Genomic DNA, 17201 nt, shown 5'->3' with positions numbered 1-17201 from the left:
GCGTGGTGACCGGCTTCGAGATGCATTACGTGCGAAGTCGTCCGGCGAGTCCAGGATTTTCGTTTCGTCGTCCGGACGTAGCGTTGCATCGGTGCGTCGACGGCGATCGGAAATTGACGACGGCGGACGTGCTGCGGGTGGTCGAGGTGGTCTCACCGGGATCCGAATACACCGACACCGTGGACAAATGCGCGGAATACGCGAACGAAGGAATCTCGATCTACCTGATCGTGCATCTGGCCGCGGATCGCAAGGTGAAGATCATCCAGGAATACCGTCTGGACTGGGCGAGCCGCAGTTACCGGCTGGCGGAAACCCATCAAGATGTGCTCCGGCTGAGTGATCCGTTCCCGGTCGACGTGGACTTCGCCGTGCTGGACGGTGCCTGACTGCTTTCTCGAGCTGGAGTGGCCGTCTCGCGCTCGACGCGGAGTCGGTCGTGCGGGTGCGGCCGCGGGTGGCGTAATCGAGCGCTGGGTCAGTCGCTGAGGGCGGTGGGTCGGTAATAGCGCCCGTTGTAGTACAGCAATGGTGCGGCGGCGGGCTTCTCGTCGGTGTTGTCGTGGACCCGGGTGACCAAGCCGACGACGAAGGTGTGGTCGCCGATGGGGATCTGCTGGTGCACGGTGGCGCGCAGCCAGATAGGGGTGCCGTGCAAGATCGGTTCGCCGGTGTCCAGGGTGGTCCACAGGGCGCGGTCGGTGAAGCGCTCCTCGGTGGTGCGGGAGAACCGGTGGGCCAGGTGCTGCTGGTGTTCGCCGAGGAAGTGGATGACGAGGGACTCGGCGTCCAGCATGGCGGACAGGCTGGAGGAGGTATGCGCGATATTGAACGACACCAGCGGCGGGTCCAGCGACAGCGAGGCGAAGGAGGTCGCGGTGAAGCCGACCGGCCCCTGCGGCGAAGTCAGCGTGACGACGGTGACGCCCGCCGGATAGTGGCGCATGGACGCGCGGTACTGCTCCGCGGTGATGCCGCTCAGATCATCGGGGACCTGTAGTTCCGTCTCGGGCCGTGGTGCGTCGGTCACATCACGAAACTACGCTCGGCCTGCCGGCCGGTGGGGATGGCGTAGGCCGCATGGGGCCGCCGGCCGAACGCCGGACCGCAACCGGGCTGGCCGCGACGACTTCGGGTCAGTCCACGTCGATCGGAAGACCCGCGGTGATCCGCAGCAATTCCGGGAACGACGTGCGGAAGATGGTGCTGGGATGCCCGCCCGCGGCCCAGAGCTCCCGATGGCGCCCTAACGCGTTGTCCACCCAAGTAGGCAGGTTGGTCGGGTGGCCGACCGGTGCGATGCCGCCGATGGGCTGGCCGGTCACTTCGCGCACCATCTCGGCGGGGGCACGGGTCAGCGTGCCCTCCAGGCGCGCACCGGTCTTGGCCACATCCACCTGGTGCGCTCCCGAGACCAGCAGCAGCACTGGCTCGTCGTCGAGCAGAAACACCAGTGATTTGGTGATCGCCCCCACATCGACGCCGAGTGCCCGCGCGGCGTCCGCGGCGGTGTGGGTCGGCTCCGGCTGGGCGACGATGAGACCGTGATGGCCCCGGGAGATGAGGGTGTCCGCGACCCGGCAGGCGACCGGTGGCAATGACGACCTGCGCATCCCATCAGGGTAGAGCGATTGCCGTCGGTACGCGGGGCAAGTGGCGTCGACGGCTCAGTATTCCGGGTAGCCCTCGGCCGGGCCGAGCATCCCGCAGATTCGTTCGCGGGTGATCCGCGCGAGTTCGGTCAGGTCGTGCGACGAAACCGGTTCGTGCGCAATACCTTCGAAGGCGCGGTCGACGTCCCGCTGGGACAGCGCGAGCAGTTCGACATCGGCCTTGCTCAGCAGCGCGTCCCGATCCGGATAGGGGCGAGCGCCGGCCAGCGTCGCGGCCCAGGTCACGTTGCAGCAGCACTCGTAGAGGGCATGGATCGCGCGGCCGCGCGGCAACTCGTTGAACCGGTCCAGGCCGATTCCCCGATGCATCAGCATGGCGTCCTCCGAACCCGGTGAATGAGGTTTGCTGACTCGACCATGATCCGCTCTGTCCCGACCCGGGAACCAGTGCGCCGTCGCCCAATTTGCACAGGATTTACACGTCGTGAGGTTTCGCGGCGAATCCTCGCACACCGAGGTCGCGCGGGCCGGTACAGCTGGTCGGCGTGGTCTCGATACGCTGTACAAATGACAGATTGGCAGGCTTTCACCGTCGAAACCAAGGATCACGTCGCGCAGGTGACGTTGATCGGGCCCGGCAAGGGCAACGCGATGGGTCCCGACTTCTGGCGCGAGTTGCCGGAGGTCTTCCAGGCGCTCGACGCCGACCCCGAGGTGCGCGCGATCGTGCTGACCGGCTCGGGCAAGCACTTCTCCTACGGTCTGGACCTGCCCGCGATGAGCGGCACGTTCGGTCCGCTCATGGCCGATCGCGCCCTGGCCGCGCCGCGCACCGACTTCCTCACCGAGCTGCGCAAGATGCAGGCCTCGGTCACGGCGGTGGCGGACTGCCGCAAGCCGGTGATCGCCGCGGTGTCCGGCTGGTGCATCGGCGGCGGGCTGGACCTGATCGCGGCCGTCGACATCCGCTATGCCAGCGCCGACGCCAAGTTCAGCTTGCGTGAGGCGAAGGTCGCGATCGTCGCCGACATCGGCTCGCTGCACCGGCTGCCCGGCATCATCGGCGAGGGGCACCTGCGGGAGCTCGCCTACACGGCCAAGGACATCGATGCCGCACGCGCGGAGAAGATCGGCCTGGTCAACGACGTCTTCGCGGATCAAGAGGCGGTGCTGGACGCGGCGCATGCCACCGCGCGCGAGATCGCCGCGAACCCGCCGCTGGTGGTGCAGGGCGTCAAGGACGTGCTGGATCAGCGGCGCAAGGACGAGATCGCGGCGGGCCTGCGCTACGTCTCCGCGTGGAACGCCGCGTTCCTGCCGTCGGAAGACCTCACCGAGGCGATCAAAGCCGTCTTCGAAAAACGCGCGCCCGAATTCCGCGGCCAGTGACACCCGCGGCGCGCCCGTCCCCGCGAGTGCGCCGTGCCGAGCCCCCAAGGGTGGGTATCGAGGGTGGGCAAGGTGATTCGCCTCAGGGTTGCCTTGCCCTCACCCTAGGGGTGGCTGTGCGAGGCGCCGATCGTCCATATCGTTTGGGACGTCGGAAATTTCGCCTCGCATTCAGGAGCAAGAACAATGCGTATCAAGTCCTTCCTCGCCGCTGGTCTGCTGGCCACCGCCGCCGTCGCCGGGGTGTCGACGGCTGCTTCGGCCTCGGCCGCGCCGGTTTACCAGGAGGTCGCCTACGGCGGCACCTACGTCGGTACCTACGCCACGCTGAACGCCTGCCGGGCCGACGGCGAGTCGCCCAGCACCGGCGGCTACTACTGGGAGTGCATCGAGTCCTGGGACGGCTGGGACCTGTACATCTACTACTGAGCCACCTGACGCCGAGAAGGGGCATCCGGATTCCGGGTGCCCCTTTTCATCTTTCGCGCCCGGACAAGCGGAGCGGGGAGTCCATGTCTACCGGACTCCCCGCTTTCGTTGTGCCCGAGGGCTTTCAGTGCCCGCCCTGGTCCTTCAGGCGCTGGATGGACGCCTCCACCTCGGCCTCGGCCTCGGCCCGCCCGACCCACTCCGAGCCCTTGACGAACTTGCCGGGCTCGAGGTCCTTGTAGCGCTCGAAGAAGTGCTTGATCGCGGCCAGCTCGAACTCCGGGACATCCTTCAGATCCTGGATGTGGTCCCAGCGCGGGTCGCCCGCGGGCACGCACAGGATCTTGTCGTCGCCGCCCGCCTCGTCGGTCATCTTGTACATCGCGACCGGACGGGCTTCCACGATCACGCCGGGGAACACCGAATCGGGCAGCAGGACCAGCGCGTCCAGCGGGTCACCGTCCTCGCCGAGGGTGTTCTCGATGTAGCCGTAGTCGGCGGGATAGACCATGGACGTGTACAGGAACCGGTCCAGCCGGACCCGGCCGGTCTCGTGATCGACCTCGTACTTGTTCCGGGAACCCTTGGGGATCTCGATGGTGACGTCGAACTCCACGCCATCTCCTTCGTGCATCGGTGCCGAGCTCGGCGACTCGGCTGCTTTTCGGCGACTGCCGACTCGGCCGCTGCGGAGTGCGCCGACTCGCCAGGTTGTTCAGGGGAACGGTTGCGCAACGAGGATAGTGTGGGCGTCGGGGATATGGGTGCGGCAGGCGGCTGCTGCGGGAATCGGTCAGGAGAGCGGCGGCGACGTGTTTGGTGGCAACGAGAACATCGGTGGGCTGGCCGCCCGGCGGCGCCGCAACAGGTGGATCTGGATCTCGAGCACGGTGGTCGTCCTGATTGTCGCCGCTGCCGTGGCACTGCTCGCGGTGCGGCCGTGGACCGACGAGTTCCGGCACGGTGGCCTCACCGTCGCCGCTCCTCCCGCTCCGGTCGAGCCGTCTCCGCAGGTCGGTCCGGCCCGGTCCACCGATTCGGCGCCGAGCCCCGCGGGGATCGCCGCCGCGCTCGCCCCGGTGATCGCCAATCCGGACCTCGGCGCGTTCGCAGGCCAGGTGACCGACGCCGACAGCGGAATGGTGCTGTGGAGCGGCGACGCGAACCGGCCGATGATCCCGTCGTCCACCGCGAAGATCCTCACCAGCGCGGCGGCCCTGCTCACACTGCCCGCCGAGCACCGGGTGATCACCAAAGTGGTCGCGGGTGCGGCGCCGAACGAACTGGTGCTGGTCGGCGGCGGCGACCCGACGCTCACCGCGCAACCGGACGGCAAGGGGTACTACCCGAACGGGCCGCGTCTGTCCGATCTGGTCTCCCAGATCAAGTCGGCCGGGCGCGCGGTGGACACGATCGTCGTCGACACCTCCGCCTACACCGGCCCCACCATGGCGCAGGGCTGGGACCCGGTGGACATCCCCGAGGGCTCCATCGCCCCGATCGAGCCGGTGATGATCGACGGCGGCCGCTTGCAACCGCTCGTCGAGTACTCGCCGCGCACCGCGACGCCCGCTCTCGACGCGGGGCGGCGCTTGGCCGCCGATCTGGGGTTGGACCCGGCCAAGGTACGGGCGGGCGCCGCTCCCGCCGGTGCGGCCGAGATCGCCTCCGTGCGCTCGGCGCCGCTGCGCGACCGGTTGCGCGACATGATGGTCTACTCCGACAACGTGCTTGCCGAAGCGATCGGGCGGGAGATCTCCACGGCCACCGGCGGCGAGGCGTCGTTCACCGGCGGGGTCACCGCGGTGCGCGCGGCGCTGAGCAAGGCCGGTTTCGATCTGTCCGGCCTGGATATGCACGACAGCAGTGGGCTTTCGGTGGACGACCGGATTCCCGCGCGGTTGCTCGACCGAGTCGTGGCGAGCGCGGCCGAGCCCACCGGCGCCACGGCGGTGCAACCGGCCGGTACCAAGGCGAAGCCGGAGAACGACCGGGTCGCGGCCACCTTGGCGCCGATGCTCGACGATCTGCCGGTTGCGGGCGCCACGGGCTCACTGACCAGCCGTTACGTCGCACGGGACCGCCAGGGCGCGGGCTGGGTGCGGGCCAAGACCGGAACTCTGTCGGTGTCCAGCGCGTTGGTCGGGTATGTGCTGGACGCCGATGGGCGGGTGCTGACCTTCGCTTTGATGTCGAACGATCGACCGCCGGAGGTGAGCAGGCCCGCGTTGGACGCGATCGCAGGCACGCTGCGAAATTGTGGATGCTCCTGACGGGTGGTTGATCATGACCCAGCAAGGTTCCGAGGCAGCTGAATTCGGCTCCGCCGGTGCGGTCGAGCGGCGAAAGCTCCGCTCGGGTCTGTCCGGCGTGGTCGATTGGCGATTGGCCGCGAAAACCGGCTCAGCTCTGGTTCCGGCGGGTCCGCGCACGTCGCGCTACTCCGCCGAACAGGTGGTCGCCGAACTCGCCGATTCCTCCGTGCGGGCGGAGGGGCCGGTACGTGAGGTCAGCGGGCTGCTGGACGGCCGGCCGGTCCCGGCGGCCAGGATCGTGGACCGGCCGGGGTGGATCACGGCGGCCGCCGACTCGATGGCCCAGCTCACCGGGACCGGTGCGGCGGCATGGCCGGACCGCAAACTCCTCGCGGGCAAACCCGCCGGTGTGCAGGCGGGCGCGATGCTCGCTTTCCTGTCCACCGCGATTCTCGGTCAATACGACCCGTTCACGGGATCGGACGGCACCTTGCTGCTGGTCGCGCCGAACATCGTGGCCGTCGAACGGGCCCTCGGGGTGTCGCCGAGCGACTTCCGGCTCTGGGTCTGCCTGCACGAGGTGACCCACCGGGTGCAGTTCTCCTCCGCGCCCTGGCTCGGGGACTACATGCGCGCCAACGTCGAGATTCTCGGCGAGGTCGCCGACGAGCCGGTGAGCGAGATGCTGTCCCGGCTGGTCGACGAGGTGCGCGACCGTCGTCGCGGGGCCGCCTCCGACGACCCGGCCACGCGCGGTGTGGTCGGCCTGCTGCGTGCCACCCAGGCACCGCCGCAGCGCGCGGCGCTGGACCGGCTGCTCATGCTCGGCACCCTGTTGGAAGGGCACGCCGACCACGTCATGGACGCGGTCGGCCCGGCGGTGGTCCCGTCGGTCGAGCAGATCCGCACCGCGTTCGACCAGCGGCGCAGGCGTCCGACCAACCCTGTGCAACGCCTCCTGCGCGCCCTGCTCGGCGTGGACGCGAAGGTCGCCCAATACGTGCGCGGCAAGAAGTTCGTCGACGAGGTGGTCGGCACCGTCGGGATGACGCGGTTCAACACGGTGTGGACCGATGCCGACACGCTGCCGCGCACCGACGAGATCGAGCATCCGCAGCGCTGGATCGAGCGCGTGCTCGCCTGAGCGAGCAGGGCCTGCGATGGATCGCCGGTCGGCCGGTAAGCTGCGCCCATGGGGCGTGCGCCAGGAACGACACCCGGGCGCTTCGGGGCGGAGACCGGGTCATCCGGTCCCGCGCCCGCTGCGGCCACCGCACGGCGGCTGCCCGAGACCGCGTCCGTGCTCGCCGTCCGCAGGGCGGTCCGCGACTGGCTGAGCGGCTACGGGCCCCGCGAGACCGAAGAACAGGCAGTCGCGGTCGCCTTGTCCGGTGGCGCGGATTCGCTGGCACTCACCGCGGCGGCGGTGGTCGAGACGAACGCGGTCGACGCTCTGGTGGTCGATCATCGCTTGCAACCCGGTTCCGGGGCCGTCGCCGCCGCGGCGGCGGCACAAGCCCTGGCCATGGGCTGCCGGTCCGCCCGCGTGCTCACGGTCGAGGTCGGCACCGAGGGCGGTGTGGAAGCCGCCGCGCGCCGCGCCCGCTATGCCGCGCTGGACTCGGCGCGCGCGGACCTGCCGGTGCTGCTCGGGCACACCCTCGACGACCAAGCCGAAACGGTGCTGCTCGGGCTCGCGCGAGGCTCTGGTGGCCGCTCGATCCAAGGAATGGCCGCCTGCGCCGAGCCGTGGGGGCGGCCGTTGCTCGGCGTGCGCCGGGAAACCACCCGGCAGATGTGCGCCGACCTGGGCGTGACGCCGCACGACGATCCGCACAACGCGGCGCCGGAGTTCACCAGGGTCCGGCTGCGCACCGAGGCGTTGCCGCTGCTGGAGCGGATTCTCGGCGGCGGGGTGGCCCCGGCGCTGGCGCGCACGGCCGAGCAGTTGCGGGAGGACGGCGCCGTCCTGGATGCGCTCGCCGCCGAGCTGCGGCACACCGCGAGTGATGGGCGGGCGCTGGTGATCGAGACCCTCGCCACTGCGCCCGCGGCCCTCCGTAAACGGGCAATTCGGGCATGGCTGCTCGACAACGGAGCGAAAGCCCTGACCACCAAGCATTTACAGGCAGTCGACGAACTGGTTACGGCTTGGCGCGGGCAGGGCGGCGTGGCGGTCGGCGGAGGACGTCCGGATCGCAGGTTGGTCGCCGGGCGCGAACATGGCAGGCTGACACTGCGGCTGGGCGAGGATGGCATCGGACCGATGAACCAAACCCAACCGGCCCAACGGGCTCACCACCACGGAAGGGAATCCGGCTGACGTGTACGGGGACGACATCGCGTCGGTGCTGATCACCGAGGAACAGATCGCCGCCAAAACCCAGGAGCTGGCCGAACTCATCGCCAAGCGGTATCCGCCGGATGCTCCCGAGGGGGATCTGCTGCTGGTGGGCGTGCTCAAGGGCGCCATCTTCTTCATGACCGACCTGGCCAAGGCCCTGTCGATCCCGACCCAGATGGAGTTCATGGCCGTCTCGTCCTACGGGTCGTCGACCTCGTCCTCCGGCGTGGTGCGCATCATGAAGGACCTGGATAAGGACATCGCGGGCCGCAACGTTCTGATCGTCGAGGACATCATCGACTCCGGGCTCACGCTGTCCTGGCTCAAGCGCAACCTGTCCACCCGCAATCCGGCGTCGCTCGAGGTGGTCACCCTGCTACGCAAGCCCGACGCGCTACGCACGCCCGTGGAGGTCGCGCACGTCGGCTTCGACATCCCGAACGAATTCGTCGTGGGCTACGGCCTCGACTACGCGGAGCGCTACCGCGACCTGCCCTACATCGGCACCCTGGACCCGAAGGTCTACGGCGGCTGAGAATCAGCCGGGCAGGATGCCGAAAATCGTTGCCGGGGAACCGGAGCCGCCGCGGTAAAGCGGTCCGCCCACCAGCACCCACGCCCCGGTCGCGGGCAGCGCGGCCAGGTTCGCCAGGCATTCCAGGCTGATCCGGTGCTCGCCGTAGAGCAGCTTGGACACCGCGTACGTCTCGTCGGCGCCCACGTCGGGGCCGAACGTGTCGATGCCGAGCGCGCCTCGGCGGCCGAGCCTGCCGCAGCGCAGCAGCCATTCCACCGTCTTCACCGCGAAACCTGGTTGCCGACCGGCGGATACACCCGTGCCGACGAATTCCGGCGTACCCCACTTGGCGTCCCAGCCGGTCCAGGCGATCACAGCCGCGCCGTCGGGAATCCGGCCGTGTTCGGCCTCCCACCGCGTCAGATCGTCGACCGTGATGGCGTAGTCGCGATCGTTCACGCAGCGTTGCCGGACATCGATCCGCACCGCGGGCAACAGCAGATCGTCCAGCTCCAGTTCGTGCGCGGCCAGCCCGTCGGCACGGAAATGAATCGGTGCGCCCCAATGGGTTCCGGTGTGTTCGCCCTGCTGGATATAGCGCAGGTGGTAGCCGTCGTTCGCGATCGTGGCCACGGCGTCGGCGCGGAATTCCGGATCGCCCGGGTACAGCGGGGTGGTGACCGGATCGTGGACGTGCGACAGGCTCACCAGCCGCCCCAGCGGGCGCGGTGTGGTCATCGCGGACGCTGGGGGATCGCCCTGGCCAGCGCGAGCAGATCCGCTTCGAGGAGCCGGAAGAGTCGATAGGTCAGCACGAATGCCAGGATGCCACCCACGCTCAGCAAGCGCACCGGAACGATCACCAGTTCCAGGTCGGTGGCCTCGACGAAGGTCGCGCTCGCCACGCCCAGCAGCGGAACCGACGCCGCCACACCGAGATAGAGACTGCCGCGCCTGGCCAGCGCGCGTAGCTGACGTTCGTCGTCGCGGCCGATTCCGCCGCGCACCAGAAGTTGTGGATAGATCGAGCGCACCGCGTAGACCATGATCGGAAAGAACGGATAGGCCAGCGCGATCGCCGCGCACACCACTTGCGCCGTGAAGAAATGCAGGAAGGTACCGCGCGGCAGCGCGACGCCGGAGGAGGCCAGTGCCAGCGGCCAGATGATGCCCGCGACCAGCCAGAAGCCGAAGGGTATCCACACCGCCCAGTCGCCCATCAGCAAGGTGTCGCGGCGCGCTTGCGCGAGCGTGCGCGCGGAGTACCCGGAGCCACGGCCGAGGCGGTATGCGATGGTGAGCGGCCGCCGGGTCATGAACAGCAGCAGCAGCGCGGCGACCGGAAACGCGACGAGATTGTTGATCAATCCGACCGCCGCGAACTTCTCCTGGTCGGCGGCCGACATCCGGTCGATGATCAGGCTCTGGTTCAGCCGGATGTTGTAGAAGCTGGCCAGCACGTTCGGCACGCCGACGCACAGCGCCGCGACCGGGAGCACCCATGCGCGGGCTCGGTAGGCGAGGCTGTCGGGCGGCGGGTCGACCAGGTCGCGAGCGCGAGCGTCCAGGCACAGGTCGAGTTGGCCCGCGAGCTCCGCGCCGCCGCGCCAGCGGCGTTCCGGATCGGCGTGCAGGCAATCCAGCAGCACACGGCGCAGCGCGGCGGGGGTGTCTTCCGGCAGGCGCGCGAGCGCCTCCGCCGAGACGCCGCGGCGGCGCACCGCGAGCATCGCCGCGTACGTCTCGGTGGCCGGGCCGTCCTCGGTGAGCGGCGGATCATCGAACGGAATCGCGCCCGTGAGCATCTCCCACAGCAGCACGCCGAGGGAGTACACGTCGCTGCCGTTGCCGGGGGCGGGCGCGTCGGGATCGAGGTAAGCGGCCAGCTGTTCCGGGGAGCGGTAGGCCAGGGCGCCGGTCGCGCCGGGACCGTGCGGCGCCGACACGCGGGCCGCCTCGCCGAGAGCGAAGTCGGCCAGCTTCGGGATGCCCTCCGCGGTGAACAGCACGTTCGCCGGTTTGATGTCGTGGTGCAGCACGCCGTGGTGCTCGGCGTAGTCCAGGGCATCGGCCAACCGCCTGCCCACCCACGCCACGGTTTCCGGCCAGGTCAAGCGGGCGATCTCGGCACGAACGCTGGAATCCGACGGCCGGATCTCGCCCTTGGCCTCCATGGCGGTGTCCAGCGCCCGCAGCAGCAGCGCGCCGCCGTCGGTCACCGGGCCGCGACGGCGTTGCTCGAGGAGACCGATCGCGGTGCCGCCCGGGAGGTACTGCATGTAGACCAGGCGCGGGGGGACGGGCGCGGGGGAGTCCGGTGCGAACGGCGGTCGGCCGAGCGCGGAGCCGGCGTGGGCCGGCGGGCTCGCGATGGTCGCGTCCGGATCGATCGATCGGTCGACCACTGTAGCGTCCGGAGCGGGGAGAACCGCGGTGCCCTCACCGGATTCGGGGGCTCGCCCGGCAGCGTGCTCGGAGATCGGCGCACCGTCGCGGCGAGGACGGCGCGTGCCGGTGACGGTGGCGTCGTCGTCAATGTCTTCATGCGCGTCGAACACGCCGGCTGCCGCGGCGATCGTCGCGTCATCCGTGCCGGATCGTCCGCTGTGAGCCGCGTCGGTTGATTGGGTGTGGGGCTGGGCGATTGTCGCGTCGTCTGGGGTGGGCTGTCGGCTGTGAGTCGCGTCGGCTGGGCGGGCGCGAGGAGCGCTGGGCTGCGCGAGCGTCGCGTCGTCGGGCTGGCTCGGCGGCGCTGCGACCGTGACGTCCGAATCCGCGAGCGCGAGGTGGCGGGCGGGCCTTGGCGCGGCGAGGGTCGCATCTTCGTCGGCTGCGCTCGCGATGGCGTGGCCGCCGTTCGCGGGCGCACCGGCGACCGTCAGCGTGCGTGCGGCGTCGGCGCTGAGCACCCGCTGGTCGAAGACGCGCACGATGTGGGCATGATCGAGCTGGGCCATCGTGCGCGGGGCGCCCGCCCGGCCCGCCGAGAATCGGACGGCGACCAGCCGTTGCATGGAACGCTGTCTGGCCAGGAAGACGCGGCCCAGCAGCCCGGCGCCCAGATCGGTGATCAGGTCGAAGTCGTCGATTCGCAGACCGGGCGCGAGGTCGGCCAGCGCGGCGACGGCTTCGCTCGACTCGGCGTCCGTCCCCGCGTCGTCGGCGAAATCGGCGAGACGTTCGCCGATCGTGCCGGCGAAATCGGGATATTCGGCGATGAAGTCCTCCAGCGGTAGCGATCCGAGTTCACGGCGCGTCAGGAATTCTTCGCACAGCAGATCGACCAGTTCCGGGCTGTCCGCCATTTCGGGGAACTCCTCCCGGTACTGTGCGATCCGTTTGCCGAGCCCCTCGTGTTCCCAGCGCCGCCGCAGATCCACCCGGATCAGGTCGACGAGCACCGCCAAGCGAACCTGCGTGCCGTCGGGTACGTAGTCGCGAATCTGCGGTGGCAACCGGTCGCCATGGATGCTGTGCTGCCAGTCGGCGGAGAACCGGGCGACGGCATGGGTGCGGGGCAAGCTCACGTGGTGGTCTCCGCGGCGGTCGTGTTCGCTCGGGCGGTCCTGCCCTCGGCGGCCCCCGTTTCGACGGATTCGGGATCGACCACCCGCTCCAGCGCTCGCAGATCCGCTTCCAGCGCACGGAAGATCAGGTAGGTCCCCACGAACGCGATTATGCCGCCCACGCACAGCAGCCGGACCGCGAAGATGACCGACGGGATGTCGGAGGGGGGCAGGAAGGTCACCCCGGCGACCGCGAGCAGCGGCACCGAGGCGGCCACCGCGAGGTAGCCGTTGCAGCGCCGGTCCAGGCCGCGCAGCCACACCGCGTCCTCGGGGCTGATGTCCCCGTGCCGGAGGAACAGCGGGTAGACACACCGCACCATGTAGAAGGTCAGCAGGAAGAACGGATACGCGACCGCCATCGCACCGCACACCACCAGTGACGAGAAGAAGTGCACCACAGAGCGCGTCGGTATCCCTCCGGTCGACACCTGCAGCGCGATCAGGAAGATCGGTCCGGCCAGCACCCACAGCGAGAAGGCCACAGCCACGGCCCGGTCGCCCATCAGCAGCGCGTCGCGTCTGGCGCGCCGCAGGGTCTCCGGGTCGTATCGTCGCCCTTTGCGCAGGCCGCGCGGCACCGTCAGCACGTATCTCGCCATGTACAGCACGAGCGCGATGCCGGTCGGGAAGAAGATGGCGTTCACCGCGCCGGTGATGATGAGGAAGCTCTGCTGGGCTTCCTCGGTCATCCGGCTGATGATCAGGTGTTGATTGTGCTGGATGTTGTACAGCGAGGCGAGCACGTTCGGCAGCGCCATCGCCGCCAGCGCCACCGGGACGATGTGCGGGCGCAGCCGCCGCCGCCAGCTGTTCGGCGCTGGGTCGACCAGCTCGCGGGCGCGCGCGTCCTGGCACATCTCCAGCTGCCTGGCCAGGATGGTGCCGCTGGACCAGCGGTCGTCCCGGTCCGGCGCCAGACAGGTACGCAGTACGCGGCACAAGGCGGCCGGGCAGTCGGCCGGGACCCGCTCCAGCGCGGCCTCGTTCACGCCGGCGCTACGCCGCTCCAGCATGGCCTCCAGTGCGGTGTCGTCGCCTTGGTTGCCCGCGCCCGCCGTCCGGTCGTCGAACGGCTTCGCGCCGGTGAGCAACTCCCACAGCACCACGCCCAGCGAATAGATGTCGGCACGGGTGTCCAGGTCGGCGGCGCTGCGGCCGAAGCTCGGGTGGCAGGCCTCCAGCTGTTCCGGCGACATGTAGGCCAGTGAACCGCCGAAGTAGGCCACCGGGCTGGTGCCCTCCACGTTGCGGCTGAAGCTGATGTTGAAGTCGGCCAGCTTCGGCACGCCCTCGGCGGTGAGCAGGACGTTGGCCGGTTTCACGTCGCGGTGCAGCACGCCGTGCGAGGAGGCGTAGTCCAGCGCCTCGGCCAGCCTGCGACCCAGCCAGGCCACCGTCTCCGGCCAGCTGAGCTTCGCGATCTCGGCGCGCACACTGGAATCGGTCGGCCGGATCTCGCCCTTCTCCTCCATGGCAGCGTCCACGGCGTCCAGCAGGAGCCGCCCGCTGCGCTCGGCGGGCGGGGTGGCGCGCACCCAGCGCAACACGCCCAGCAGCGTGCCACCCGGGAGGAACTGCATGTAGAGCAGCCGCAGTCGGCGTGCGGCGGCCTCGGCGTCGTCGAGCAGCCGCTGGTCGAAGACCCGCACGATGTAGTCGTGGTCGAGCTGGGCCAGCGTCTGCGGCTCGGTGCCGTGGTCCAAGGAGATCTTGACCGCGACCAGCCGTTGCAGCGAGCGCTGCCGGGCCAGGAAGACCCGGGCGAACGCGCCGCTGCCCAGGCCGGTCAGCAGATCGAAGTCGTCGATGCGCTGGCCGACCTCGATGCGGTCGAGCGGGTCGGCGCGGCCCGGCCCGGTCCCGATCGTCGTGGGCGCGGCGGTGGCCGTGCCTGTCAGATCGGCGGCGGTTGTTCTGGTCACCTCGGAATCACGAGCAGACTCCGCGGTTCGGTTCAATACGGTATCGGCGAGTACCGACCCGGTATACGCCAGCACGGTCCGGGAAGATTCCTCCGAAGTCGCGCGGCGGGTGCTCTGATCGATGTCGTCGGCGTTCAACAACTCGCTCAGTTGCTCCGCCTGCCGTGGATATTCGCGCAGGCATTCGCGCGGATCCACGCGCTCGCCGCTCTGGCGGCGGATGACGAACTCCTCGTACACCAGACCGGCCGGAATATCATCGGACGCGAGTTCGGGAAATTCGGCGCAGTAATCGGCCAAACGCAGCCGCGCGGCCGGTTCCGGCACGGTGCTCGCGGCCGCCCCCGGGCGACGCAACCAGCGATGGCGCAAGTCGACGCGGATCAGCTCGAGCAATGCCTCGCGGCGCAACGTGGTGGCGTCGGGTAGGTAATCGGCGATCGTCGGCGGGCGCCGGGTCGATTTCCATGCCGCCGAGAACGCCGCTACCGCGTCGGATTCGGCATGCGACAACTCGCCACCCCTCGGACGGGTGGAAATCCCTGTGTCGGGATCGGAACTTCTTCCAGAGTTCGCACTCATGCTCGGACCTTGTGGCTCGGCGGACGCCGCGGAATCCGCATCGGTCGTTGTCGGATGGCCGGAAATTTCCGCCACACCCCACACCATCATCCCCCGTGCCGTATTCGAAATGATAACTTGCGGCACGACAGTGGATCACCCGATTTCGACAACGACGCGACGGGGGATGACCAGCACATGTCTGACGAGGCCGCAATCGTGGCGGACGGCTCGATATCGGCGGGACGCGCCGCGCCGCGAACAACCATTCCGAATGCGAAGACCAGCGAATCGGTCCTTATCCGACCGATCGGGGCCGCTGCAGGCGCGCGGCCGCAGAGCGCTCGGGAAGCCGAGGCCGGTCTCGAACGCGGTCCCGCCGCGACGATCGCGGCGTGCGTGCGAGACGGCCTGCTGCACCCTGGCCAGGTGGCCGCGGATGCTGGGACGCGGATCTCGGCGGCGGACCGCGAACGCACCGCGTTCAGCGTTGTCCGCGCCGAACAGGCGATGGCCGAGTCGGTCGGCCTGATGGAGCGCGACGATCTCGACGTACTACCGCTGGCAGGTGTCCCGGTCGCGGTCGAACACGGCGTCCCGATCGCGGGCGAGCCGGTGCCGTGGGGGCCGGCAGCCGCCGCGGATCATCCGGTGGTGGCCAGGTTGCGTGCCGCGGGCGCGGTGGTCATGGGCCTCGTGACGGCGCCCGAGCTGAGCCGGTGGGTGACGAGCGCGGGCACGGAACCGGTCATCCGCAATCCGTGGAATCCCGCACGCAACGCGGGAAGCGCGGCCGGCGCCGCCGTCGCGGCCGGGCTCGTCCCGGTGGCGCACGGCTGCGACGGCCTGGGCGCGGTACGGGTCGCCGCCGCGTGCTGCGGCGTCTTCGGGATCAAGCCCGGGCAGTACACCGTCCCCGCTGCGGGCGCCTGGTCCGGACTGGTCGAAAGCGGTGTCCTCGCGACGAGCGTGGACGACGCCGCGCTGGCACTTTCGGTGCTGGCGGCGCGGCCGGACCTAGCCGAGGTGGATCCACCCGCCCGACTACGGATCGGACTGGCCGTGGATCCACCTTCTCGGCTGACGCGCGTCGACCGGCACTGGACGGCCGCGGCCCGCAGAGCGGCCTCGCTGGCCGCGGCGGCCGGCCACCTCGTCGAACCGACCGCCCTACCGTACGGAAACGCGCTGTTCGCGGCATCCCTACGCTGGCTGGCCCTCGGTGCGCGCGATGCTCCCGCGCTGCCCGAGCTCGACCAGCTATCCCGGAGAGCCCGGCATCGACTGGCCCTGGGCCGGACGGTGCATCGGTTACGGCTCGCGCGGCCCGCCCAGATCGACCGGGTCGAGGCGCGACTACTGGAGTTCTTCGAGCATTACGACGTGGTGATCACTCCCACGCTCGCCGCCCCGCCGCCCCCGGTGCGGGCCTGGCACTTCCGCAATCGGCCTGCCACGCTGCTCGCAGGCGCGCGGTTCGCCCCCTTCACTCCGCTGTGGAATCTGGTCGGCTGGCCGGCCGCATCCGTCCCCATGGGTGAGCATCCCCGGTCGGGCACGCCGGTGGCGGCCCAGCTCGCGGGGCCACCAGGCAGCGAATCCACCCTGCTGCGGCTGGCCGCGCAAATGGAGGCCAACTACCCGTGGCAGCGCACGGCGCCCGAAACGACGCGGGGCCGGTTCAGACGCTGACCGGCGACTGCTGCGCGGCGAATCCGCCCTCGACGGCCCGGCCCGCGAACTCGAGGATGGTCGGCCGGTTGTCGTCGGCCCGCCATGCCACGGCCAGCTCACACGGGGCGAGCCCCGACACGGGACGCGCGGTGAGCCCCGGCCAGCGGTACATCGGCACGTTGTTCTCGGCGAGCAGGCACACGCCGAGGCCGAGACTCACGGCTTCCAGCTTGTCCTCGGCGGTCGCGGCCTCGGCGCCGATCTTCGGCGGACGACCCGCGCGTCCGTCGTTGCCGAGCCAGAAATCGCGCACCGCACCGGCTTCGGTGGGCAGCGCGACGAACGGTTCGTCGAGCAGATCGGCGAATTCGATGGTCTCCGAGACGGCCAGCGGGTGGTTCTCCGGAAGCAGCACCCACCGCGGTTCGGTGCGCAGCACCTGCCATCGATAGCGGCTCTGGTCCGGCAGCGGGAGCCAGACCAGCGCGAGGTCGGCTTGGCGTCCCGCGAGCCCGCTGGAGGGATCGGTCCATGAAGCGGCGTGCAGTGCGAGGCGATGCCCGCTCGCGCTCTCCAGATCGCTGAGCAGACCGCGACCCAGCGCGGATTGGATGCCTACGCGCAGCACCTCGCCCGCCTCCTGCAGCGAGGCGTTGGTGACCTCCCACAGCTCCAGGATCTTGCGGGCGCCTTCGAGCAACTCCTTGCCCGCGACGGTCAGCGCGACACTGCGCTGGTTGCGGTCGAACAGGACCACGTCGAGCTGACGTTCCAGCTGGCGGATCTGACGCGACAGGGTGGGTTGTGCGATGTGCAGCCGCTGAGCGGCGTTGGTGAAGTGCAGTTCCTCAGCGACGGCGACGAAATACCGCAGGTCGCGCAAATGCGGGTCCATAGCCCCTTGCTATCAGAATCAGTCCGGAATTTC

16 protein-coding genes are annotated in these 17201 nt (G+C 69.8%); 8 read left to right on the top strand and 8 right to left on the bottom strand.

The window, feature by feature from the left end:
* Window positions 1–20: 20 nt before the first annotated feature.
* Window positions 21–389 carry a Uma2 family endonuclease gene (locus NA8_RS06490; RefSeq protein ID WP_084466577.1) on the top strand — a complete coding sequence of 123 codons (369 nt, stop codon included), beginning with the start codon at window positions 21–23 and terminating at the stop codon, window positions 387–389.
* Between the two features lie 89 nt (window positions 390–478).
* Here NA8_RS06490 and NA8_RS06485 read toward each other — a convergent pair whose 3' ends face one another.
* From NA8_RS06485 to NA8_RS06475, 3 genes are all read right to left on the bottom strand, one after another.
* Window positions 479–1030, bottom strand: coding sequence for a flavin reductase family protein (locus tag NA8_RS06485; RefSeq protein ID WP_063049417.1), 552 nt, complete (start codon window positions 1028–1030; stop codon window positions 479–481).
* 106 nt (window positions 1031–1136) lie between these two features.
* The gene (locus tag NA8_RS06480; RefSeq protein WP_063049416.1) at window positions 1137–1613 is read right to left on the bottom strand and encodes a YbaK/EbsC family protein; all 477 of its coding nucleotides are present in this window, start codon (window positions 1611–1613) and stop codon (window positions 1137–1139) included.
* 54 nt (window positions 1614–1667) lie between these two features.
* Window positions 1668–1988 (bottom strand): 2-oxo-4-hydroxy-4-carboxy-5-ureidoimidazoline decarboxylase, encoded by a 321-nt coding sequence (locus NA8_RS06475; protein ID WP_063049415.1) that lies wholly within the window; start codon window positions 1986–1988, stop codon window positions 1668–1670.
* 192 nt (window positions 1989–2180) lie between these two features.
* Between NA8_RS06475 and NA8_RS06470 the strand changes: the two genes are divergently transcribed.
* Together NA8_RS06470 and NA8_RS06465 are read left to right on the top strand one after the other, a co-directional pair.
* Entirely contained in the window at window positions 2181–3002 is an 822-nt protein-coding gene (locus tag NA8_RS06470) for a crotonase/enoyl-CoA hydratase family protein (RefSeq protein WP_063049414.1), read from the top strand.
* 186 nt (window positions 3003–3188) lie between these two features.
* Window positions 3189–3431 (top strand): hypothetical protein, encoded by a 243-nt coding sequence (locus NA8_RS06465; protein ID WP_063049413.1) that lies wholly within the window; start codon window positions 3189–3191, stop codon window positions 3429–3431.
* A 124-nt stretch (window positions 3432–3555) separates the two neighbouring features.
* Here NA8_RS06465 and NA8_RS06460 read toward each other — a convergent pair whose 3' ends face one another.
* Window positions 3556–4047 (bottom strand): inorganic diphosphatase, encoded by a 492-nt coding sequence (locus NA8_RS06460; RefSeq protein ID WP_040864523.1) that lies wholly within the window; start codon window positions 4045–4047, stop codon window positions 3556–3558.
* A gap of 217 nt (window positions 4048–4264) precedes the next feature.
* Between NA8_RS06460 and dacB the strand changes: the two genes are divergently transcribed.
* Genes dacB through hpt form a run of 4 tightly spaced genes read left to right on the top strand, consistent with a single transcriptional unit; the run spans window position 4265 to window position 8565 of the window.
* Complete coding sequence (gene dacB, locus NA8_RS06455; protein WP_063049470.1) at window positions 4265–5704, top strand: D-alanyl-D-alanine carboxypeptidase/D-alanyl-D-alanine endopeptidase; 1440 nt, start codon at window positions 4265–4267, stop codon at window positions 5702–5704.
* A gap of 13 nt (window positions 5705–5717) precedes the next feature.
* Window positions 5718–6830, top strand: a complete 1113-nt coding sequence (locus tag NA8_RS06450) for a zinc-dependent metalloprotease (RefSeq protein ID WP_084466567.1) — start codon at window positions 5718–5720, stop codon at window positions 6828–6830.
* A 48-nt stretch (window positions 6831–6878) separates the two neighbouring features.
* On the top strand, window positions 6879–8009 hold the full coding sequence (gene tilS, locus NA8_RS06445) for a tRNA lysidine(34) synthetase TilS (RefSeq protein ID WP_084466566.1): 1131 nt from the start codon (window positions 6879–6881) through the stop codon (window positions 8007–8009).
* Between the two features lies 1 nt (window position 8010).
* The gene (gene hpt, locus NA8_RS06440; RefSeq protein WP_063049412.1) at window positions 8011–8565 is read left to right on the top strand and encodes a hypoxanthine phosphoribosyltransferase; all 555 of its coding nucleotides are present in this window, start codon (window positions 8011–8013) and stop codon (window positions 8563–8565) included.
* Window positions 8566–8568: 3 nt separating this feature from the next.
* On the opposite strand, the gene NA8_RS06435 is transcribed toward hpt, so the two are convergent.
* The 3 genes from NA8_RS06435 to NA8_RS06425 are packed head-to-tail and all read right to left on the bottom strand — an operon-like array spanning window position 8569 to window position 14620.
* Complete coding sequence (locus NA8_RS06435) at window positions 8569–9285, bottom strand: cyclase family protein (RefSeq protein ID WP_084466565.1); 717 nt, start codon at window positions 9283–9285, stop codon at window positions 8569–8571.
* Window positions 9282–12074 carry a serine/threonine-protein kinase gene (locus tag NA8_RS06430; RefSeq protein WP_063049411.1) on the bottom strand — a complete coding sequence of 931 codons (2793 nt, stop codon included), beginning with the start codon at window positions 12072–12074 and terminating at the stop codon, window positions 9282–9284. The genes NA8_RS06435 and NA8_RS06430 overlap by 4 nt, the downstream gene beginning before the upstream one ends.
* Window positions 12071–14620 (bottom strand): serine/threonine-protein kinase, encoded by a 2550-nt coding sequence (locus tag NA8_RS06425; protein ID WP_084466575.1) that lies wholly within the window; start codon window positions 14618–14620, stop codon window positions 12071–12073. Before NA8_RS06425 ends, NA8_RS06430 begins: the two co-directional genes overlap by 4 nt.
* Before the next feature lie 177 nt (window positions 14621–14797).
* Here NA8_RS06425 and NA8_RS06420 point away from each other — a divergent pair, with 177 nt between their 5' ends.
* The gene (locus NA8_RS06420; protein ID WP_084466574.1) at window positions 14798–16291 is read left to right on the top strand and encodes an amidase family protein; all 1494 of its coding nucleotides are present in this window, start codon (window positions 14798–14800) and stop codon (window positions 16289–16291) included.
* On the opposite strand, the gene NA8_RS06415 is transcribed toward NA8_RS06420, so the two are convergent.
* On the bottom strand, window positions 16281–17168 hold the full coding sequence (locus NA8_RS06415) for a LysR family transcriptional regulator (RefSeq protein ID WP_063049410.1): 888 nt from the start codon (window positions 17166–17168) through the stop codon (window positions 16281–16283). The two genes, NA8_RS06420 and NA8_RS06415, sit on opposite strands and share 11 nt — an antisense overlap.
* Between the last annotated feature and the right edge of the window lie 33 nt (window positions 17169–17201).

This window comes from Nocardia arthritidis NBRC 100137, from assembly GCF_001612765.1.
GTDB classification, from domain to species: Bacteria; Actinomycetota; Actinomycetes; order Mycobacteriales; family Mycobacteriaceae; genus Nocardia; species Nocardia arthritidis.
The sequence above is the reverse complement of the archived record's forward strand: the minus strand, read 5'-3'. Positions and strand labels throughout refer to the sequence as shown.